General features: G+C 52.0%; 20 protein-coding genes. 9 read left to right on the forward strand and 11 right to left on the reverse strand.

Translation table 11 applies throughout. The annotated features are described in order from the left end of the window. Position 1: 1 nt before the first annotated feature. The 3 genes from WFJ73_RS19365 (at position 2) to WFJ73_RS19375 (ending at position 3,282) form a co-directional block, all read left to right on the forward strand. On the forward strand, positions 2 to 580 hold the full coding sequence (locus tag WFJ73_RS19365; RefSeq protein ID WP_336774614.1) for a tRNA (mnm(5)s(2)U34)-methyltransferase: 579 nt from the start codon (positions 2 to 4) through the stop codon (positions 578 to 580). Positions 581 to 1,021: 441 nt separating this feature from the next. Next, positions 1,022 to 2,020 carry an ROK family transcriptional regulator gene (locus WFJ73_RS19370; protein WP_336774615.1) on the forward strand — a complete coding sequence of 333 codons (999 nt, stop codon included), beginning with the start codon at positions 1,022 to 1,024 and terminating at the stop codon, positions 2,018 to 2,020. 23 nt (positions 2,021 to 2,043) lie between these two features. After that, complete coding sequence (locus tag WFJ73_RS19375) at positions 2,044 to 3,282, forward strand: MFS transporter (protein WP_336774616.1); 1,239 nt, start codon at positions 2,044 to 2,046, stop codon at positions 3,280 to 3,282. 45 nt (positions 3,283 to 3,327) lie between these two features. Here WFJ73_RS19375 and WFJ73_RS19380 read toward each other — a convergent pair whose 3' ends face one another. The 3 genes from WFJ73_RS19380 to WFJ73_RS19390 form a co-directional block, all read right to left on the reverse strand. Further along, the gene (locus tag WFJ73_RS19380; protein WP_336774617.1) at positions 3,328 to 4,002 is read right to left on the reverse strand and encodes a deoxynucleoside kinase; all 675 of its coding nucleotides are present in this window, start codon (positions 4,000 to 4,002) and stop codon (positions 3,328 to 3,330) included. A gap of 125 nt (positions 4,003 to 4,127) precedes the next feature. Further along, on the reverse strand, positions 4,128 to 5,954 hold the full coding sequence (locus tag WFJ73_RS19385; RefSeq protein WP_336774618.1) for a B12-binding domain-containing radical SAM protein: 1,827 nt from the start codon (positions 5,952 to 5,954) through the stop codon (positions 4,128 to 4,130). Positions 5,955 to 6,084: 130 nt separating this feature from the next. Then, positions 6,085 to 7,635 (reverse strand): stalk domain-containing protein, encoded by a 1,551-nt coding sequence (locus tag WFJ73_RS19390; protein ID WP_336774619.1) that lies wholly within the window; start codon positions 7,633 to 7,635, stop codon positions 6,085 to 6,087. 243 nt (positions 7,636 to 7,878) lie between these two features. Between WFJ73_RS19390 and WFJ73_RS19395 the strand changes: the two genes are divergently transcribed. Together WFJ73_RS19395 and WFJ73_RS19400 are read left to right on the forward strand one after the other, a co-directional pair. Further along, the gene (locus tag WFJ73_RS19395) at positions 7,879 to 8,847 is read left to right on the forward strand and encodes an RluA family pseudouridine synthase (protein ID WP_336774620.1); all 969 of its coding nucleotides are present in this window, start codon (positions 7,879 to 7,881) and stop codon (positions 8,845 to 8,847) included. Positions 8,848 to 8,851: 4 nt separating this feature from the next. Next, a complete protein-coding gene (locus WFJ73_RS19400; protein WP_336774621.1) occupies positions 8,852 to 9,151 on the forward strand; it encodes a DUF6509 family protein in 300 nt (99 codons plus the stop codon). 47 nt (positions 9,152 to 9,198) lie between these two features. On the opposite strand, the gene WFJ73_RS19405 is transcribed toward WFJ73_RS19400, so the two are convergent. After that, positions 9,199 to 9,546 (reverse strand): hypothetical protein, encoded by a 348-nt coding sequence (locus WFJ73_RS19405; protein ID WP_336774622.1) that lies wholly within the window; start codon positions 9,544 to 9,546, stop codon positions 9,199 to 9,201. 123 nt (positions 9,547 to 9,669) lie between these two features. On the opposite strand from WFJ73_RS19405, the gene WFJ73_RS19410 reads away from it, so the two are divergent. After that, the gene (locus WFJ73_RS19410) at positions 9,670 to 11,535 is read left to right on the forward strand and encodes a prenyltransferase/squalene oxidase repeat-containing protein (protein WP_336774623.1); all 1,866 of its coding nucleotides are present in this window, start codon (positions 9,670 to 9,672) and stop codon (positions 11,533 to 11,535) included. Between the two features lie 204 nt (positions 11,536 to 11,739). Further along, complete coding sequence (locus WFJ73_RS19415) at positions 11,740 to 12,072, forward strand: DUF1904 family protein (RefSeq protein ID WP_336774624.1); 333 nt, start codon at positions 11,740 to 11,742, stop codon at positions 12,070 to 12,072. A gap of 59 nt (positions 12,073 to 12,131) precedes the next feature. Here WFJ73_RS19415 and fur read toward each other — a convergent pair whose 3' ends face one another. The 3 genes from fur to WFJ73_RS19430 form a co-directional block, all read right to left on the reverse strand. Continuing rightward, on the reverse strand, positions 12,132 to 12,602 hold the full coding sequence (gene fur, locus WFJ73_RS19420) for a ferric iron uptake transcriptional regulator (protein WP_041614036.1): 471 nt from the start codon (positions 12,600 to 12,602) through the stop codon (positions 12,132 to 12,134). A gap of 135 nt (positions 12,603 to 12,737) precedes the next feature. After that, positions 12,738 to 13,190 carry a GNAT family N-acetyltransferase gene (locus tag WFJ73_RS19425; protein ID WP_336774625.1) on the reverse strand — a complete coding sequence of 151 codons (453 nt, stop codon included), beginning with the start codon at positions 13,188 to 13,190 and terminating at the stop codon, positions 12,738 to 12,740. Positions 13,191 to 13,364: 174 nt separating this feature from the next. After that, positions 13,365 to 13,931 (reverse strand): GNAT family N-acetyltransferase, encoded by a 567-nt coding sequence (locus tag WFJ73_RS19430; RefSeq protein ID WP_336774626.1) that lies wholly within the window; start codon positions 13,929 to 13,931, stop codon positions 13,365 to 13,367. Positions 13,932 to 14,027: 96 nt separating this feature from the next. Here WFJ73_RS19430 and WFJ73_RS19435 point away from each other — a divergent pair, with 96 nt between their 5' ends. Next, positions 14,028 to 16,106 (forward strand): ATP-dependent helicase, encoded by a 2,079-nt coding sequence (locus WFJ73_RS19435; protein WP_336774627.1) that lies wholly within the window; start codon positions 14,028 to 14,030, stop codon positions 16,104 to 16,106. Here the strand turns inward: WFJ73_RS19435 and WFJ73_RS19440 are convergent. The 4 genes from WFJ73_RS19440 to WFJ73_RS19455 all read right to left on the reverse strand — a co-directional run bounded on the left by WFJ73_RS19440 (position 16,103) and on the right by WFJ73_RS19455 (position 19,045). Further along, positions 16,103 to 16,636 carry a hypothetical protein gene (locus tag WFJ73_RS19440; RefSeq protein ID WP_336774628.1) on the reverse strand — a complete coding sequence of 178 codons (534 nt, stop codon included), beginning with the start codon at positions 16,634 to 16,636 and terminating at the stop codon, positions 16,103 to 16,105. The genes WFJ73_RS19435 and WFJ73_RS19440 overlap by 4 nt on opposite strands. A gap of 78 nt (positions 16,637 to 16,714) precedes the next feature. After that, positions 16,715 to 17,218, reverse strand: a complete 504-nt coding sequence (locus tag WFJ73_RS19445) for a ferritin (RefSeq protein ID WP_248758230.1) — start codon at positions 17,216 to 17,218, stop codon at positions 16,715 to 16,717. A gap of 95 nt (positions 17,219 to 17,313) precedes the next feature. After that, a complete protein-coding gene (locus WFJ73_RS19450; RefSeq protein WP_015842888.1) occupies positions 17,314 to 17,535 on the reverse strand; it encodes a DUF1450 domain-containing protein in 222 nt (73 codons plus the stop codon). A 91-nt stretch (positions 17,536 to 17,626) separates the two neighbouring features. After that, positions 17,627 to 19,045 carry a S41 family peptidase gene (locus tag WFJ73_RS19455; RefSeq protein WP_336774629.1) on the reverse strand — a complete coding sequence of 473 codons (1,419 nt, stop codon included), beginning with the start codon at positions 19,043 to 19,045 and terminating at the stop codon, positions 17,627 to 17,629. A gap of 171 nt (positions 19,046 to 19,216) precedes the next feature. Between WFJ73_RS19455 and WFJ73_RS19460 the strand changes: the two genes are divergently transcribed. After that, the gene (locus WFJ73_RS19460; protein WP_336774630.1) at positions 19,217 to 20,023 is read left to right on the forward strand and encodes a Cof-type HAD-IIB family hydrolase; all 807 of its coding nucleotides are present in this window, start codon (positions 19,217 to 19,219) and stop codon (positions 20,021 to 20,023) included. Positions 20,024 to 20,071 lie beyond the last annotated feature (48 nt).

Genomic DNA, 20,071 nt, shown 5'->3' on the forward strand with positions numbered 1-20,071 from the left:
AATGGGATTCCTGTCTATTCTCAGCATGGCGCATCAATGGATCGCCGAACGCGTGCAGCCGGGCGACATTGTGATCGACGCCACCGCGGGCGGAGGCGTCGACTCGCTGAAGCTCGCCGAGCTGGTTGGAGCGCGCGGCACGGTGCACGCTTTCGACATCCAGCAGGACGCGCTGGACCGGACGCTCGAGCGGCTCCGCCCGCTGGAGGAGCGCGGCAAGCTGCCGCAGGTGCAGCTTCATCTGCGGAATCACGCATTGATGGCGGAGGCCGTTGGACCCTCCGCCGAAGGAAACGTTGCAGCCGTGATGTTCAATCTCGGCTATTTGCCGGGCGGCGACGAGTCGGTCATTACGGTACCGACTACGACGATCGCCGCCCTGGACGCGGCGCTGGCGCTGCTTCGCCGCGGCGGTATTGTCACTGTCGCGCTGTACCCGGGGCACCCGGGCGGCGCGGAGGAGGCGGCGATTGTCGCCGACTGGGCAGCGAAGCTGCCCGGGGCTTTGTATGCGGCTGTGCTGTACCGCCAGCCGCAAAGAGACACCGCGCCGTATTTGGTCGCGGTGGAGAAAAGGTAAGCTGCCTGAGGCTTGTCCGCCAGTACCGAAGAAACGCGCTAGAAAGGCCGAGCTGACCTTTCTAGCGCGTTTTTATTTCATGCCCTAGGAGCATTGCCACGCCTCCACTCCCCCTGCGCCCAGCCCTTAACGATGTCCCACATCGTTAAGCACACACGAACTAGCTACTCTTCCCTCCTTTGCGATATCCCGCATCGTTAAGCCCCGCAATTCCGTCATTTCAATGCTTTCCCGTCTCCGCGCATCCCCTTCACGATTCCCGATATCGTTAAGCCTCGAATAGCTCCATCGCCTTCCTATTCCGATTACCTTCGTCTGTCCCCTCCAACGTAAAACATTTTCTCACGCCTGCCCTCTTGCTCTCCGGAATCATTTTTGATACGATCAAACCAACTTATTAAAGATGTTTAATAAGTCTGTACAGAGGAGCTGTAAATAACCGTGACTGATTTACCGGCAACACCTAAAGAGATGAAAAACGTAATTCTATACGGCCTGCGTTCCGCCCTGCTGACGCTGGGAAGTGCGACCAAAGCGGAGCTTAGCCAAAAGCTTGGCCTTAGCTTTCCGACGATCAGCAAGTTTCTGACCCAAATGGAAGAGGCCGGCGAGCTGCTGACCGTAGGGCTGGACGATTCAAGCGGCGGAAGAAGGGCTCAACGTTACGCGTATAATACAGAGTTTATGTTAGGGCTGGCTATCTTTTTCGAGAAGTCGGAGATCAGCTATACGATCTTTAATTGCGCGGGAGAAACCAAGGAGCAGGGCACGACGTCAAGCGCGTTAATGAATGATCTCCCAAGCCTGACCTTGTATATCGAACAGCTTCTGCTGAGTCATTCAAACATCAAATCCATAGCAATCGGAGTACCTGGCGCGGTCAATAACGGGCGTGTCATTCACATCCCGGATTACTCTAACTTCCAAAATATTAACCTGAAGCAATATTTGGAGGAGCAATTCTCCCTGCCCGTCGTGGTGGAGAACGACATGAATGCCGCCGTGCTGGGCTATTACAAAACAGGAAGCCGCGAGAATAATCCATCCCTCGTCTATTTGTACTTCGGGCAATTCGGCCCGGGCGCGGGCATTATGATCAACGGGGATGTCGTAAGGGGAAGCACCTTCTTCTCCGGAGAGGTCTCCTTCGTGCCCCAGTACAATGAGCTGAACTTCCAGCAAGCGATACAAAAAAAGGACGGAGCCAGCAGGCTGGATGCCATCAGCAGGCTTATCGCATCGTTTACGGCGATTATCAATCCGCATACGATTATTTTTAACAACGCCGAGGTAACGGATGCCATTCTGGGACGAATCTTGGAGCGAAGCGCCGATTATATCCCGAAGGAGCATCTCCCCCTTCTGAAGGCAAGCGATATGAAGAAGGATTATTTGGACGGCCTGCAAAGCCTTGGGCTGGAACTGATGATCTCCATTTGAATAAAAGAAACAGGTGAACGAGCATGGCAACATTTTTTCTGATCATTATTTATTTGGCTTTTATCAGTCTAGGCTTGCCGGACTCCCTGCTCGGAACGGCATGGCCGGTCATGCGGCCGGAGCTGAACGCTCCCCTTGGAGCGGCAGGCGTGCTGTATATGACCATCGCCGCCGGAACGATCGTATCCAGCCTTGCCAGCGGCACTATTCTTAATCGGTTCGGCACCGGAAGAGTAACCTTGGTCAGCTGTATCATGACAGCAGGCGCCCTGCTTGGCTATGCCACCTCTCCGTCCCTCGTCTGGCTGCTTGTTTGCGCGATTCCGTTAGGACTTGGAGCCGGGGCGGTTGACGCCGGCCTGAATAACTACGTGGCCGCCCATTACAAAGCGCATCATATGAGCTGGCTGCATTGCTTCTGGGGCGTAGGCGCTACGCTTGGGCCTGTCATTATGGCTCAATTCATTACCAATAACGCCTGGAGATACGGCTATCTGACCGTGGCGGCTATCCAATGCGCGCTTGTCGTCATCCTGTTCTTCTCCCTCCCTTTATGGGATCGAGTTGCCAAGATTCATAAAAGGGTCTCAGCCCGCGCCGCGCAGGAGGAAGCCGTAAACGAGCCCGAGGAGAAATCCGCGGCAGGTCATCCATTAAAAATCAGGGGCGTGAAGCTTGCTCTCGTTTCCTTCATGTTGTACTGCGGGATTGAAGCGGCGGTAGGCCTCTGGGGCAGCAGCTATCTTGTAAACATGAAAAGCGTGTCCGCTTCTACCGCCGCGCAGTGGGTGTCGCTCTACTATGCAGGCATTACGGCAGGCCGGTTTATTACCGGCTTCATCACCTTCAAAGTCAGCAACCGCAATCTGATCCGCGGAGGCCAGCTGATCGCCTTGATCGGCGCCCTGCTGCTCTTCCTTCCGCTGCCAGAAGGCTTTGCGCTTGCCGGCTTCATCACCGTGGGCTTTGGCCTTGCCCCCATCTACCCGTGTATGCTGCATGAAACGCCGGTTCGGTTCGGGAAAAAGAAATCGCAGTCCATTATGGGGTACCAAATGGCCGTGGCTTACACAGGCAGCACGCTTATGCCGCCGCTTCTCGGTTTATTGGCTTCCTCGATTACAATCGGCATTTTCCCGTTCTATATCGTCCTATGTACGGCAGCCATGTTCCTGTTTACGGAACGGTTGAATATTTTCCTTAAACCAAAAACCAATCTGGCGCATGCAGGCATAGATTCAGGTTCAGACCAATCCATATAAACACACAAAAACTGCCGGGATGGATGCCCCGGCAGTTTTTTATCCCTATTCGCTTGCGGCAGCCGCCTGCGCCTTTGCCAGGCGCGAAGCCCCGATTACGCTGCTAATTTGCGCGATAATTCCATCCAGCGATGCCGGATCGTGAACATCGTATTCGTCAATGTTCAGCCTAAGCACCGGACAAGCGTTAAACTCGCCGATCCAGGCTGCGTAACGCTCATGCATCCGCTCCCAATAAGCGCGTTCCGTCTGAATTTCCATCTCCCGCCCGCGCGCCGCAATCCGGGTCAGAATGGACGGCAGGCTGCCTTCCAAATAAATCAGAACATCCGGATGAGGAAAATACGGCGTCATGACCATCGCTTCGAACAAGCTTGTATACGTCGCGTAATCCGTTGCGGTCATCGTTCCCTGATCCGCATGCATTTTCGCAAAGATGCCGGTATCCTCGTAAATGGAACGATCCTGCACGAAACCTCCGCCTGCCTCAAAAATCGCCTTCTGCTCTTTAAAGCGCTCGGCTAAAAAATAGATTTGCAGATGGAAACTCCAACGTTCAAAATCATGGTAAAACTTCTCCAGATACGGGTTATGCTCGACCTGCTCCAGCGAAGTCCGGAAGCCAAGACGCTGGGCCAAAGCAGAAGTTAACGTCGATTTGCCGACTCCAACCGTACCGGCTATCGTAATAAGCGCATTAGAAGGAATGCCATGTTCCATGTATAATAACTCCTTTTATTCAACGTTCCGCATAGCCTCCTATTGTATCATATGAACGGACGCGAGCAATGGTTTTATATGGGCGCAAGCAAAAAAAGCCGCCTCTCAGGGCGGCCTTGATTCTATTAGAAACCTACGGGCATGGCATCCGAGCTTACCTTCATAATAACCGGCTTAGGCGTCGGCTTCGCTTGACGTTCTCCTCCGCCCAGCGCATACAGGACCGCAAGCAGCGTATGGCTGCTCTTGACCACCTCGCCCGTTGCCAGATAATGTTCGAGGTCAAACGGAAGCAGCTCGATAACCGTATGCTTGTAAAGCTCTTTCTCGTTCAACTGCAGCGCGGCAAATTCACGGGATACTTCCTCAGGACGTTCGGCAAGGCGGCGCATCCAGCCGCTCCATTCCGATTTGTCCATCGTGAATTCCCACCATGTTTTCCGCGGCTTGTAGTTATGGTTCAGGAAGTAATCGTACTTCATGAGGCCCAGCACAACATCCAGATCCAGCTTAGCCGCTTCTTCGGATGCCGCACCCGCTTTGTACTCGGACAGGAATGCCCAGAGCCTTGAGAACAGGTCCTCAAGCTGATGCCCGATCTTCTGCCAGCCTCGCTCCTCCCAGAAGTCGCCGAAGTATTGGAAGAAATCAAACGGAGAAGGAAAGACATGGTTGACCAGGTAGCCTAAGGTACGGTCCATCCGGTGCGCGTTCCAGTACTTCTCCAGCACATCCTCTACCCGCTTGATCCGCACGATATCGGCAAACGGCATCAGTTCGTTGCCAAGCATTTCGTACGGTGCGTGGTCCATATAAATATAGCCCCACTTATCGGCATCCCGCCGCAAGCCCGTACCGCGCAGCATCTTCAGGAAGCCAAGCTGCAGCTCCTCCGGACCCAGCTCGAACACATCGTTAAACGTTCCGCGGAACGTATCGTAATTCTCGAGCGGCAAGCCTGCGATCAAGTCCAAATGCTGGTCGATCTTGCCCGATTCCTTCACCTTCGTAACGGTCCTCACGAGCTTCTTCCAATTCTGGCGGCGCTGCACAGCTTCATTAGTCGGATCATTGGTCGATTGAACGCCAATCTCGAAGCGGAAAACGCCCGGCGGTGCATGCTCCGCCAAATAATCGAGCACTTCCGGCCGCATGATATCTGCGGTAATCTCGAACTGGAATACGCAGCCGCGGTGGTTCTCGATCAGGAATTTGAACATCTCGAGCGCGTAGTCCCGCTTGATGTTAAAGGTACGGTCCACGAACTTAATCAGCTTCGCGCCGGAATCGATCAGATACGTAATATCGGCCTTTGTCCGCTCCATATCGAAATACCGGACCCCAACCTCGATACTCGATAAGCAGAATTGGCAGCTGAACGGACAGCCGCGGCTTGTCTCGAAATAAACAACCCGGCTGCCCAGATGAGGAATATCCTCCTCGAAGCGGTGCGGAGACGGCAGCGTCGCCAGATCCAGCTTCGGACGGCCCGGATTGAGAAGAATCTCTACCCGCTCCTCGCGCTGCTTGCGGTAAGCAATGCCGAACACCATATGGAATTTGCCCGCTCCCTCAATCTCCGTCAGCAAATGATGGAAGGTCTCTTCCCCTTCGCCAACAACGATAAAATCAACCTCCGGAATTCGCTCCATCCAATATTCCGTGTCGTAGCTCACTTCCGGTCCGCCAAGGACAATCTTGATCTCCGGCATGATTTTGCGCAGCATATTGATGACGGTAATCGTCTCTTCAATATTCCAGATGTAGCAGGAGAAGCCAACAACATCCGGTTTGCGCGAGAAAATATCCGAAACGATATTCATCACGGGATCTTTGATCGTATACTCGGCAATTTCCATATCGAAATGCTCGCCGCTGTATGCCTTCAGGCAGCGCAGGGCAAGCGAAGTATGAATATATTTGGCATTTAGCGTTGATAACACAACTTTCATCACGGTACCTCTTTCTGCTCTCATGCAAGCTTACCCTATTGTACCGAAAACACGGCCAAAAAAGAAGAGGCCCGCCGCAGGGAGCATCCATGCTGCCCCAACGGTAAGCCTCTTTTCGTATAATGGAGAATTAGTCCTTCATGTTAATATAAAGTTGATCTTTAAACTGCATATCGAGAATCGGGAAGCGAACCTCCCATTTGTCGTTGCCAAGCGCCTTCACTTCGCTCGCGTCAAAGCCGCGCGGTTCGAAGCCGAAAATACGGTCGTAATAAATCTGGAATTGAATCTTCTCGTCCGGCAGCATGCGGTGAAGCTCAGTAGCTAAGTTAATAGCCCAGGTGCGAAGACCCTCTTTATTCTGCCCGCCGTAATACGTATAGAAGATGGGATCCATATCCGTCGTAATCACAAGCCAGCCTTGGGAATCCCGCGTTACCTTCCAATTGTCCAGCTTCGCTTCCCCTTGTTCCGTCGAGAAAACGCCAAATTGCTCTTTCAATAAAGCCGCAATCTTATCCTCCGATTGACCAACAAGCGTGTCCGGCAGGGTTGGATCGAGGAATTTCACTTTGGCGGAAGGCACCTTCGGAAGATCCTCCATCAATATCGCCGCATAAACCGTCGAAACCGCGAAATTCAGATCCGCTTGCGACGTGTAACCCGCGGAGGTGATGCCGATCAGCTCGCCGTATTCATCAAATAAAGCGCCGCCGGAACTGCCATGGTCGATTGGAGCACTCGTCTGAATGTAGCGTGTGTTGCCCTCATAGATGATATTGCTGACTAGACCGTCGGAAACCGTGTTTTGAAGACCAAGCGGGCTGCCGATCGCGACAACCTTATCGCCTTTTTTCACGTTCAGGCTGCTGTAGCCCACTTCGACCGGCGTGGAACCGATCGACTGGTCGGTCTGGATAATCGCCAAATCATTGTTTTGGCTGTATGTAACAACGCCGGATACCTTGATCTGCTTGTTGTTCACGGTAATAACCGTTGCCGAGGAAGCATCCTGCATCACGTGATAATTCGTAAGAACGTAACGGTCGCCAATAACCACTCCGCTGCCCAGACCCAAATTGGTCGTAATGGTTACCACGCTGTCGTCGTACATATCGACGATCTGCTGCGGCGTATATTTCGGACGGTTATTCAGCTGCTCCTGAAGCTGCTCGTATTCCTTTTCGTATTCGTATTCCTCTGTCGTGATTCGCACGGCCTGCTTGGCATTATCCCATTTCACCGTGCCGCCGAGCGATTCCGCTACGAAACGGGCCGGAACAAAGGTCGTATTGTTCTTGATTTCCGGTGCGGCATCCAGCTTCACGGACTTGCCGTTAATAAGCGCTACTTTGTTGCCGATCGTAAGCGTAATGGATGTGTAATCCTTGCGGATGATAATCGTTTGTGCCTTCTCTTCCCAAGTTACGGAGGCATTCAAGGCTTTGAACAGCTCGCGCATTGGAACGAAGGTAACGCCATTTTTCGTATAGGGAGCTTTCGAGAGCGAGAGCTTCTTATCGTCGACGTAGACGCTGATGGCGGAGGCTTTTGCCGTGGCGGCGAATTTAACGGTAGACGTTGCGGCTGCGGCTTGCTGCGGAGCTGCTAGAGGAGAAAGCAGGAGGCCTGCTGCAAGCAGCGGAGTTAACAAGGTATAGATTAATTTTTTTCTTTTCACGATTACTTTTTCCTCCAAATTTTTACTGTATTACCAGCTAAAATGATAGATTAATCTATCGTACCACTATCTGCCTTCGCTTGTCTATGAAAATGGTTTCATAGGTTAATAATGCCAATGCTTATTATATCGGCTCAACATGAACGGAGTGTGAAGGGTTCTGTGTAGAATTTGCAAAGCCGATCATGGTATAGTGATTGCAGTCAAGCTTGAGTAATTCAAGCGCAGGAGGAACTTAAAGTCATGTCAAAGAAACCCCATAGCCCTGGCCCGGCTAAAAGCGCTTCATCCAAAAACGGCTCGGGCACGCAAAACAAGTCGTTTGCCGTTACCGAGGCGTCCGAGCTGCTCGCTTTTTTGCTGGCTCATCTGAACCAGGGCCGCAATTCGGTCAAATCGCTGCTGGCGCACGGTCAGGTATACGTAAATGACCGCGCCGAAACGAAATATAACTACCCGCTTCAGCCGGGGCAAACGGTTGTCATCCGCAAGGAACGGGAAAAAGAGAAGTTTCCCCTTATCGGGCTTACGATTCTGCACGAGGACGAGCATGTCATTGTGGCCAGCAAAGAGGCCGGTCTTCTTACGATAGCATCGGACAAAGAAACCGAGATGACCGCTTACCGCCAGTTGATGGCCTATGTTCGCGATTCCGATCCGAAGAACCGGATCTTTATCGTTCACCGCCTCGACCGGGATACTTCCGGGGTGCTGATGTTCGCCAAAAGCGAAGCCGTACAGCAAAAGCTGCAGGAAGAATGGCAGACGATCGTGAAGGAACGCTCTTATGTCGCGCTTGTGGAAGGCGAAGTGAAACGGCAAGAGGGAACGATCTCCTCCTGGCTGAAGGAGAGCAAAACGCTCCGAATGTATTCCAGTCCGCATCCGAATGACGGGCAACACGCGGTTACCCACTACAAGCTGCTGCAGGCCGGAAAAGCCTTTTCGCTCGTAGAGGTTCATCTGGAGACCGGCCGGAAAAATCAAATCCGCGTTCATATGCAGGATATCGGGCACCCTATCGCAGGAGATAAAAAATACGGCTCCCAGACCAAGCCGATCGGCCGACTTGGCCTTCACGCGCGAGTTCTTGCCTTCGAACACCCGGTAACGGGGAAACTGCTGAAGTTCGATACCGGGATACCCAAGCTGTTCTATAATCCGCTCCGGAATGCGGCAGCCGCGACAGACAACAGAAGAAGCAAAGGATGATCATATGCTAGAGATTACAAGCTACAGCGTAGAATTTATCAAAGATCCGTTTGGCATCTTATCGGGACGCCGTTACGAATTTCTGGTCGATATCGATCTGGATGAAGAAGACGAATTGTATTCGAAGAGCGGCGTTTATATCCGCGCCGTATACAGCGAAGAGGAAGGCGGCGGCCGTCTGATCAAGCATGAGCTGATCGAGCGTGTGACGGACAAGCTGCTCGACTTTGAATTAGAGGAAGACGAAGAGCAGGAGCTGCTTGCTTTCTGCAAGGAGCATTATAAGGAAGCGGATGAACAATGATGAAAAGGGCTGACCGGTCTTTAGACTGGTCAGCCTTTTTTTCGCTCCTATACCGGAATGCGGTAAGACGAATACTCCTCGATTATATGCTCGCCGTTGTTGTATACCCATTGGAAGCAGAAGCGGTTGCCTTCGTAGCGGGTCCGTTGCCGGATATCCGGCAAAATGACCGGTTCGAAATGGTCCGTAATCGCCTGCTGCATGCCGCGAAGCCTTTCCTCATTCGCCTGCTGCTGCGCTGCCGCTTCCTCATCCGACTGGGCCGTCTGCCGGAAATACAGGACGGCTACCTCCGTATCGCTTACATTCTCCGGAATCGGATGGCCCGAGCCGCGGAAAACCTCCTTTACCGTATCAATCCAGTTTCTATATAAATCTATCGTAATGTCATACATCTAATCCGAATCTCCTCTCCTGATATGACGCTTGAAATTGCAAGGCTTCTTCTTTTCCCCGCTAGCTCCCGCATATACATAACAAGCAGCAATATCATCGCAGCAAAGGAATGAATGCGGACTATGGATATGAATCGAATCCGCGCGAGGATCGAGCAGATGCGGGGTGAGCTCTTGCAGCTTCAATCGGCAGATGGGTCATGGCGTCTTTGCTTTGATTCCGGCACGATGCCGGACAGTTATTTTATCATTATTCTCCGGATGCTTGGCTATAGTCAGGATGAGGCGCTTATCCGCCAAATAGCAAGCCGGATCCTGAGCAGACAGCTCCCTAACGGCACTTGGAAAATATACCCGGATGAAGAAGACGGCAATCTGGATGCGACGGCCGAAGCTTATTTCGCGCTGCTCTACTCCGGTTTTTTGAATAGGCTGGATCCCCGCATGCAGCTGGCGAAGCAGTTTATTCTAAGCAAGGGCGGTCTGTCCAAAATCCGCTCTCTCCTGACGCAGGCCATCTTCGCCGCGGCTGGCCAGGCTTCATGGCCAAAGTCGATGCGTATTCCACTCGAAGTCTTTTTCTCCGACAACGGGATTGGCATCGATCTCTTTTCCTTATCCGGGCATGCCCGCGTACATATCGTGCCGATCATTATGCTGGCTAACGCCCAGTTTGTCCAGCATAGCGCTTCCATGCCCGATCTGTCCGATCTGTTCGCTGGCAGCTCCAAGCGATTCGAGAACGATTCGCCATGGATTGCAGCCCTGGCTACTTTGGTTGGCTCCTTGTCGCTGTCGGAGCTACTTCCCTTCGAATCGCCTACTCCCCAGGAAAAAGCGGTTCAATTTCTGTTCGACCGGCTTGAACCGGACGGAACGCTGCTCACTTATACAACGGCCACCATGTTTATGATTCTGGTGCTTCTGATGCTTGGTTATTCTTCAAGCTCACCGCTTATTCACCGCATGGTGTCCGGCATCCGTTCCGTCATGTGCGCCAATAGCCATGTGCAGATCGCATCCTCGGAAGTATGGGATACCGCCATGCTTGTTCATGCCCTGCGCAAGGCCGGAGTAAATCCTACCTCAGCCGCACTTGAGAACGCCGGCGCCTATCTGCGCCAAAGACAGCAGACCCAGGTTGGGGACTGGGCAATCCGTAATCCCGGCACGCCCGCCGGCGGCTGGGGTTTCTCCAACGTAAACACCCTTTATCCGGATGTGGATGATACTACTGCCGCTCTCCGCGCCATCCAGCCTTACAGCTCCCGTACGCCGGAGATGCAAGCGGACTGGCAGCGGGGCCTTAACTGGGTGCTGACCATGCGCAACGATAACGGCGGCTGGCCGGCGTTCGAGCGGCAGGGCTCCCGGTTGCCGATTGCTTTTTTTAATTTCGAAGGTGCCAAGGATATCGCGGTTGACCCTTCCACGGTCGACCTGACCTCGCGTACGCTGCAGTTTCTTGGCCAGGAGCTTGGCATGAACGCCGGCAACAGCTGGATCGAATCCACGCTGCGCTGGGTCCTGTCCCAGCAGGAGAGCAACGGCAGCTGGTACGGACGCTGGGGCATTACTTATGTACATGGTACAAGTGCCGCTATTCAAGGACTGATGGCCGTAGGCATCGCGGAGGATCATCCGGCTGTCAAAAAGGGCGTCGATTGGCTGCTTCAAGTCCAAAATGAAGACGGTGGCTGGGGTGAATCCTGTATCAGCGATAAAGTCCGGCGTTACGTTCCCTTAAACTTCAGCACGCCATCACAGACCGCTTGGGCACTGGATGGGCTGACCGCGGCTTTGCCTAAGCCTACTCCCGCCATGGAGCGCGGCGTGGAAGCTCTCCTTCAGTCCCTTGACCGCCATGACTGGACTTATACGTATCCGACAGGCGGAGCGCTTCCCGGCAGCGTCTACGCCCATTATGCCAGCAACAACTATATTTGGCCGCTTCTTGCCCTCAGCAATATTTGGCTCAAGTACAGCTGAAGTTTCTTGCATGCAGGCTCCCTTATCCGTAAGGGGGCTTTCCTTTTGCTCTTGTCTCCTACGATAACGCATGAGCATCGGCTTTCGCAACCGTCAAGACGGGATGCTTCCGTTCCGTTGCAATAGGGAACCAAGTCAAGGTAATCTAATGGATAGTGCATCTTGATGGAGCCGATGCTTTACATTACTTTAAGGAGGTGGCATATGCCACAGCTTTTGTTTCGCGGGGTACCCGCAGATCGGCTGACCACGGTTAGCCTGGCGCTCGCCGAAGATCTGGCGTCTATTTGCGAATGCGGCACGGATAACTTCACGATGGAATGCCTTCATACGACAGCCGTCTTTGGCGGTCTTGCGGAAGGACAATCGTATCCGTTCGTTGAGGTAGGCTGGTTCGAGCGCGGACAAGCGGTCCGCGACCGGTTCGCCCAAGCCGTTACCGCGCATCTCGCCCGGATCGGCATCGCTGAAGTAGAGGTCGCTTTCCGCACGTACCGGGAAGACAGCTATTACATAAACGGCAAGCCGTGCAGCTAAGCCTTTTCAACAACAAAGGAGCCATTGGATCCATTCCTGATCCAAGGCTCCTTATTATGTTAAGATACGGCTTTGTGGTCGTTATCCGTTGCTTTGCTTTTGCAGGCTTTGCAGATCCCGTGGAAATCAAGGCGATGATCCAATACCTTGAAACCAAATTCCTTCGCAATCCGATTCTCCATCGGAAGCAGCCAGTCATCCATGATCTCCTCGACCGTACCGCATTCGGTACAAATCAGATGATGATGGTGATGCTCCTGATCGTTGCTCCGCAGATCGTAACGCGTTGCGCCGTCGCCGAAATTCACCTTCTCGACGATATGCAGCTCGCTCAACAGCTCCAGGGAACGATAGACCGTTGCCAGACCGATATCCGGGTTGCTGCGCTTCAGCAACATGTAAACATCCTCCGCGCTGAGATGATCCTTCTCGTTCTCCAGCAATACGCGAACGGTCGCTGCGCGCTGCGGTGTTAATTTATAGCCTTTTGTTCTTAACTGACGGTTGATCGTTTCCATTTGTTCTTCGATCATGATAAAGCTCACCCGCCTTTCCTTGTGTTTCAAAATCCGATGCTGTACTTCAAGCTTATTTAGAATGATTATAATTTAGAATAATTATAATCTTAACATAGTAATCATTATTACACAATGACATCTAAAAATTCACAGTGACCAGCGATTAATCAGCTCGATGTCCGCAAATTTGCCCTCCGCGAACTCCTTGTCCCCAAAAATGCCGCTGATGCGGTTGAACCCGGATTTCGTCCAGAAGCGAAGTCCTGCCCAATTGCGCAGAGAGACATTAACCCTGACTTCGGAATAACCAAGCAGTCCAATCTCCAGCAGAAAATGCTTCATGACTTCCTGGCCGTAGCCTTGATTCTGGAAATCCCCGCTGATGCACATCATCGCCAAATACAGCGAATCCGGATGAGGGTAGCTATGATACACGCTGAGGAAGCCAACGATTTCCTCCGTTGTTTTCAGCCTGATGGACTGAATCCGGAACTGTTCCTTGACGCCGCCTTCCGGCAGTATGCCTTCATGATAGGAATGCTCGATATAATAAGGATCATGTTCTTTTCCATCCCACAAGGCGACAGGCGCGCTTGTCATATACAACTCCTGCACAAGACCAATTTCGGATGGCTGCAAATCTTCACAACTAAAAGTCGGGGTACTCCAAGAGGAAGGGATAAGGTTCATATATGTATCACCCGTTACGTTTGTAATAATTACGCCGGTTCTACAGTTTCGACATAACTCGCCGCATTCCTTCTTTCCTCGCCCTTATTCTCCGGATACAGTCTTTACCATTCTCGTATAGCGATGTCCGCTAATAAGGAGCTCGCCGTCCGCCCTGTAGCCCATTTTTTCATAAAGCAGCCTTGCCTGGCCATTGTATTCCTCAACGATTAACGAAACAAGAGGGTAGCCTTGCTTCACAGCCTCCTGCTCGAAAGCAGCCATCAGCGCTTTGGCAATGCCTTGATTGCGGAATGAAGAATGGACCGCAATGGAGTCCAGGTAAAACTCGCCAGGACGCGTTTCCGTCAGGATTGTATAATCCGTGATATCGGTTACCCGCTTCACGCGCTCGATTAACGGCTGATCCAGCTGCTCCGCGCGATCTCCGGAATAGCAAACCAGTATACCCGCAATCACGCCGTCTCTTTTGTCTACGATCACATTCCGGTAGCTGACACGGTTCCCCTCTTCGATATAAAATTCCGCCAAAATCCGCATCGCTTCCGCTTCATCCTCCACTCCCGCGAGCGAGCAGGCGATGTTGCCGATAGCTTCATGCAGCAGCGGCATTACTTGCTCCACGTCTTCCTTGCCTGCCGGTCCAATCATGCTGCCTTCATTCCTCTCCAAATATTAATAATTTCGGTTTTAACGTACGAACACCCATTCTATCATGCTATAATCGACAACAGGTGATTATAGACAATGAACAATGCAGCAAACTCCAATAATAAGATCTTTTACAAACGCCCGTACGGTGTTGTTAATAAAAATTATACACCAGCCGCACCTGCCTCCGCTGATACAAGCGAGCAGCTGGTCCCGCCTTCCGACAAGGACGCCTTCTACTTCCGCGCTTTGGAGAGCCAAGGGATCCGGCTGAACCAGCGGCAGATCTCCGCGGTGCGCCATATCGATGGGCCCATCCTGACATTAGCCGGCGCAGGCTCGGGCAAAACCTCCGTCCTCGTCTGCCGGACCGGATACATGCTGTCCGTCCGCGGCATCCCGCCCCAGCAGCTTCTGCTTATGACCTTTTCCAAAAAAGCAGCCGACGAAATGAAGCAACGGATCAGCCAGCTGCCGAATATCGAACAAGGAGCCGCATCACGAATTGAAGCCCGCACCTTCCATTCGTTTTGTCTTCTTATGCTGCGCAGGCGCGGCTACAAGCAGAATATCCTGGGCGAATCCGGGCGCAAGCAGATTTACTTTAAACGGCTGCTGCGCGAACGGAATTTGCATGAGACGTACCAGCCGGAGACGCTTATTACGCTGCTCTCCTCGTATAAGATGCAGATGATTGCCGTTCCGGACCTTCCGGAAAAGACGGAGGAAGACCGGCAGCTTAAGCTTATCTTTACCAATTATGAAGAATGGAAACGACAATTGGATCTAATCGATTACGATGACATGCTGCTCGAAGCGTACCAGCTGCTCAAGCAGGACGAGAACCTGCTCGCCATGCTGCGGAACCGGTTCCGCTATGTCATGATCGACGAATTCCAGGATACCAATACGATTCAATACGAGATCATCAAGCTTCTCGTCCAGCCGCACCGGAATCTGATGGTGGTGGGCGATGACGATCAGACGATCTACTCCTTTAACGGAGCGCGCAACGATTATATCCTGAACTTCGAGAAGCAGTTCCCCGGCGCCAAAAACATTATTCTGGACGTCAATTACCGCTCCGGCTCCGGTATCGTTGGCCTTGGCAATGCCGTTATTCGCCATAATAAGCAGCGGCGCAGCAAAACCTTGCTGACGGCAAAGCCCCACGGTCTTCCGCCCGTGTATGCGAGGCCCGGCAACAGCGACGACGAAGCGGATCTGATCGTTAACACGCTGCTCCAGCAGAAGGAGAAAAAAGGCCGTTCGTTCCGCGATTTTGCGATACTGTTCCGGACAGCCAGCAGCAGCCGGGCGATATTTGATCAGCTGGTTATCCGCCAGGTCCCGTTTATCGACTATGGCAGCGGTGAATCGCTATACGAGCAATGGGTCATCAAGCCGGTTATCGCCCATCTTCGCTTGTCCATCGACCGCCGCAACTTTGACGCGATGGAAGCGATGCTTGCCACGATGTATGTCCGGCCGGATCAAGCGATGGCGTTTATATGGAACGAGGATAAGAAGCAGGCTAAGAAATGGCCGCTTATCCATCTGACCCGGTTCCCTGAGATTAAGTCTTTCCATCAGGATAAAATAAAAGAACGGATCAAACTAATCCGTTCCCTGGAAAAGCTGAAGCCGGAGGCGGCGATCCGCAGGCTCCGCATGGAATTCTACGATCAGTTTATCGAAGCTAACAAAAGCGGACCTGCGTTAACCGAACATAAGGATTCCTTAAAGGAAATGCTGGACGAGCTTGAGGCTTCAGCCAAACGGTTTGACGGCATTGCGGCTTTCCTTGCGTTTATCGACGAGATTGCGGCGAAACACGAAGAGATGAAACGGATGAAGCCAGGCAGCAGCAATGCCGACGCTGTTAACTTCATGACCATTCATAAGTCTAAAGGGCTGGAGTTTCCGGTCGTCTTTGTTTGCGGCGTATCCGAAGGGATACTGCCGCATAGCTCGGCAATTACCGCTGAGAAGAATAGCGACAGAAGCGCTATTCAGGCTGGCGACAACGTCGGGGAAGCTGCGATGGAAGAGGAACGGCGTCTTGCTTATGTGGCCGTCACAAGGGCGGAAGAGGAGCTGTATATCAGCTCCCCTGCTTATTACCGCGGCAAGCCCGCGGCGGTATCCTCTTTTATTATTAATGCTTATAGTTAAGGCTTCGAGGCGGCGATCTCAACCCGTAACTTGTCCCCTTCCTTCTGTACCGAAAGAGGCAGCGCCGACAGCTTGACGAAAACTTGGTCATTATATTGGAACAAGCGGCTTCCTTGACTGTAACGAGGGTCGCAAATGAGCAGGACAAGCGCCGAATCCGGGAAGGTGAAACGGTACTCCGTTTCGGACTGCTCGATATAGGGGATAAAGGCTTTTACCCGTAAATAGGATTCCCCTTGAAGCTTAAGCAGCGGATATTCGGTCTCATTAAAGGGATGAATCGACAAGGTCGTTGAGGTCACTTTGACCGGCGGGGTTCGTCTAAGTATTTTATGAATCTGCTCGTTTTTGAGCGGCAGACCTAAGGCCAGATGGTACATTCCTTGCTGCAGCCGAACCAGCTCGGCTAGCGAGACAAGCACGAAACCGGCAGCGGCGATCGCCGCACCTTCTATTAATGCTCCGAAAAGAGCCATATACAATCCGAGTAATAAGGCCGCATATCCTAAAATACGTTGTGCGATAAACATTCCATACCTCCATCTGTGATCATAGAAAAACGGGACCTGTCAGTTATGCTGCCAGGTCCCGTTTTCTCATGATGTCTATTATTCTGCCGGAGCTACAAACGTACGAGCCGCAAATTCCGCGTCCAGCATGTAGAAGGCGTTGCTATCCTTATCGATGCGCTTCAGCTTCTGGATAATGTTATCGAACAATGCTTCTTCTTCAACCTGCTCGTCGATGAACCATTTCAGGAAGTACATCGTTGCATGCTCGCGGTCATTAAGCGCAAGATCCGCCAGGTTGTAGAAGCGCTTCGTATTTTGCTGCTCATGCGCGTAGCCATGCTGGAAGGCGTCAAGCATGGACTCGTATTCGTTCTTAGGTTCGCCCAGCGCGGTAAGCGTAGCGCGGCGTCCGCGGTCATTCAGGAATTTGTATATTTTCATACCATGGAAACGCTCTTCCTCGGCTTGGATAATGAAGAAGTTCGCGAATCCATCGAGACTTTCGCCGGAGCAATAGGCTGCCATTGCAAGATACACATGCGCCGAATAAAATTCAAAATTCATCTGCTCATTGAGCGCTTCTGCTAATTTATCATTCATCGCTTATGCACCTCTTTTTCTTGTTTGGTCTTATTCTAACACAAACGGAAAGGACGGCAAAAGCCGTCCCATGCAAAATTATCCAAAATAATTGGTTATCCAATCAATTTCTTCAATTCCTTATACAACTGGTCCGGGCTCGAGGCACAGATGCTTCTGGATTTAATCATCGCGAAGCTCTCGCGTTTGCACGTTCTGCAGTTGCCAAGGCAGTCCTTTTTCTTCATCTTTATATCCGGATATTTGTTCTTCATCGCCTTGTAAACAGGCTTGGTTCCGTTCTTCAAATTCCGGGTGCAATATTTGATCTTCTTCATGCCGGCTCACCTCGCTGCGCAACGGTGTAATACTTTCCTCTATGAATGATAATAATTATCATTCCCGTTGTCAATAGCGAATTTGGCGGACTTATTTACCGTTCAAAATTTCGATCCCTTTGTGAAGCTGCGTATCCTCTTCCTTAAGCTTGTCGCTTAATAACTCGAGAATCCGGTAGCCCGTCATGTCGTTAAACGCGCCCGTCGCCTCCAGCTTGTTATCCTTCTGAAAGCGGCTTAATGCATCTGCGGTCTGCTCGTTAAACAAGCCGATATCCCCAACCGGCGCGTATCCAAGCTCCTGCAGCATTAGCTGGAGCGTCTTGACGTTGTCCCCGAAGCTTCCTGTCTTAAGCTCCGTTCCGAACGGAAGCTGGCTTAGGCTTGCGAAGGCCGGCAGAGCTACCGTTACATCCGGTGTCACGCCCTGCTTATGGATCCAGGTGCCTCCGGGCGTTTTCCACTGGGCTTCCGTCAAGCTGAGCACCGATTTGTCTTTGAACTGCTGGAAGGTCTGCACAATGCCTTTGCCGAAGGTCTTCTCCCCAACGACCGTTGCGCCCGCGGATTCCTTGAGCGCTGCCGTCAGCACCTCGCTGGCGCTTGCGGACTGACCGTTCACCAGGACAACGATCGGAATCGTCCACGGCTTCTCCTGCTTCGAGCGGTAAGTAACCGTATTCGTGTGGTTCTTATAGACAACCTCCAGAATGACTTTATCCTTAGGCACAAGCATATTCGCAATCTGGATCGTGGATTGCAGCAAGCCGCCCGGATTCGAACGAAGGTCAAGCAGCAGCTTTTTCATCCCTTCTTTTTGCAGCTTCTCGATTTCGGTCTTGAACTCGTCATCGGTCTTCTCTCCGAACTTCGAGATCGTTACATGCCCGATGCCGCCGCTGAGCATTTCCGAGGTTACCGTATGTACCGCAATGGCTTCCCTAGTCAGCTCTACCTCGATCGGCTTTGCTGCGTCCCCCCGTTGAAGGGACAGCTTTACCTTCGTTCCGGCATCTCCACGGAGTATGGTAATCACGTCATCGTATTCCTTGCCTTTGATCGAGGTCCCGTTCACGCCAACGATCTCATCCCCCGCATGAACGCCTCCGCGTTCTGCCGGCGCTCCTTCGGTCACGCTAGCCACGATAAACTTGCCGTCTGCTTCCTGAAGAGTGATGCCAACACCGGAGAATTCTCCTTCGTAGCCTTGCGTATAGGCGCTGCCCTGCTCCTTGACCAAGTATCTGGAGTAAGGATCGCCCAGCGAGGCAAGCATGCCTTTGGAGGCGCCGTTAATGAGATCCTCCGACTTCGCGCCGTTTAAGTATTTATCCATAATGGTGTTGTAGGACACCGTAAAATTACGGAATGCAGGCTCCTTCAGCATCGGATACCGCACCTCCATCCAGAGCCAGCCAAGAATAAATCCGATAATCGTAAATAGTAATGCACCAAGAACCGCAAACGTTATAATCCGCTGCTTCGCTGCCTCATTCGAGCTTTCTTTCACTAATGGTCACTCCTGACTATGACTGATGTTCTGTATTCTAATGTAGCTTATTTGGGGCCCGCTGAGCAAATTGACCGGATAACCCGTCACGATATAGGGTTGAAGACGGCTATTTTTTTCGCTACAATCAACCTAGCTTTTGTTGGACGAATAGAGATAGGAGAGAGAGACATGTACAAATTAATTGCAATCGATGTCGATGATACGCTTCTTAATGACGATTTAATCGTTACCGAAGGTACGAAAAAAGCGATGGAGGACGCCATTGCTTTAGGCGTAACCGTTACTCTGGCCACGGGACGGATGTACGCTTCTGCCAAAAAAATCGCGGATCAGATCCAGTTGAACGTTCCGATCATTACTTATCAGGGTTCGCTAGTGAAGACGCTCCTGGATGGGGAAGTGCTATACGAGCGCTGCGTGCCACAGGATGCGGCGAAGGAGTTGTACGCGATCACCGAGCAGCGTGGCCTGCATTTGCAGCTCTATGCGGACGATATTTTATACGTAAAGGAAGCGAACGAGAAAGCGGTCAAATATTCCACGCTGACGAATATCCCGTATGTCGTAGCCGAGGATTTCGAAGCTTTGCTCGACAAGCCTAACAATAAAATGCTTATCATCGACGATCCTGCCTACCTTGACCAGCTGGCCGAAGAGTTAAAGCCGATAATCGGCGACCGGGTCCATATTACGAAATCCAAGCCTCATTACCTCGAGTTTATGCACAAGGAAGGCACAAAAGGCCATGCGCTTCGCTTTATGGCCAAGCATCTAGGCTGCGGGGTTGAGCAGACTATCGCGATTGGCGATGCATGGAATGACCACGAAATGATTGAAGCCGCCGGTCTAGGCGTAGCTATGGGTAACGCCACGCCTAAGCTGAAGGAAATCGCGGATTATATTACGCTGACGAATAACGAAGAAGGCGTTCGTCATGTCATTGAGAAATTCGTGCTTCAGCCCGCTGCCAAATAAAATAGCGCAACAAAAAACTCCACGGGGAAGCGGCGCTTCCACCATGGA

Source organism: Paenibacillus sp. MMO-58, from assembly GCF_037146255.1.
Classification (GTDB): Bacteria; Bacillota; Bacilli; order Paenibacillales; family Paenibacillaceae; genus Pristimantibacillus.

Coding starts and splice junctions, on each gene's coding strand:
- WFJ73_RS19440 (WP_336774628.1), bottom strand. CDS start 16,636: ATGTTTATCGCACAACGTATTTTAGGATATGCGGCCTTATTACTCGGA.
- WFJ73_RS19415 (WP_336774624.1), top strand. CDS start 11,740: ATGCCACAGCTTTTGTTTCGCGGGGTACCCGCAGATCGGCTGACCACG.
- WFJ73_RS19450 (WP_015842888.1), bottom strand. CDS start 17,535: ATGAAGAAGATCAAATATTGCACCCGGAATTTGAAGAACGGAACCAAG.
- WFJ73_RS19405 (WP_336774622.1), bottom strand. CDS start 9,546: ATGTATGACATTACGATAGATTTATATAGAAACTGGATTGATACGGTA.
- WFJ73_RS19385 (WP_336774618.1), bottom strand. CDS start 5,954: ATGAAAGTTGTGTTATCAACGCTAAATGCCAAATATATTCATACTTCG.
- WFJ73_RS19375 (WP_336774616.1), top strand. CDS start 2,044: ATGGCAACATTTTTTCTGATCATTATTTATTTGGCTTTTATCAGTCTA.
- WFJ73_RS19365 (WP_336774614.1), top strand. CDS start 2: ATGGGATTCCTGTCTATTCTCAGCATGGCGCATCAATGGATCGCCGAA.
- WFJ73_RS19435 (WP_336774627.1), top strand. CDS start 14,028: ATGAACAATGCAGCAAACTCCAATAATAAGATCTTTTACAAACGCCCG.
- WFJ73_RS19400 (WP_336774621.1), top strand. CDS start 8,852: ATGCTAGAGATTACAAGCTACAGCGTAGAATTTATCAAAGATCCGTTT.
- WFJ73_RS19380 (WP_336774617.1), bottom strand. CDS start 4,002: ATGGAACATGGCATTCCTTCTAATGCGCTTATTACGATAGCCGGTACG.
- WFJ73_RS19445 (WP_248758230.1), bottom strand. CDS start 17,218: ATGAATGATAAATTAGCAGAAGCGCTCAATGAGCAGATGAATTTTGAA.
- WFJ73_RS19430 (WP_336774626.1), bottom strand. CDS start 13,931: ATGATTGGACCGGCAGGCAAGGAAGACGTGGAGCAAGTAATGCCGCTG.
- WFJ73_RS19410 (WP_336774623.1), top strand. CDS start 9,670: ATGGATATGAATCGAATCCGCGCGAGGATCGAGCAGATGCGGGGTGAG.
- WFJ73_RS19395 (WP_336774620.1), top strand. CDS start 7,879: ATGTCAAAGAAACCCCATAGCCCTGGCCCGGCTAAAAGCGCTTCATCC.
- WFJ73_RS19425 (WP_336774625.1), bottom strand. CDS start 13,190: ATGACAAGCGCGCCTGTCGCCTTGTGGGATGGAAAAGAACATGATCCT.
- WFJ73_RS19460 (WP_336774630.1), top strand. CDS start 19,217: ATGTACAAATTAATTGCAATCGATGTCGATGATACGCTTCTTAATGAC.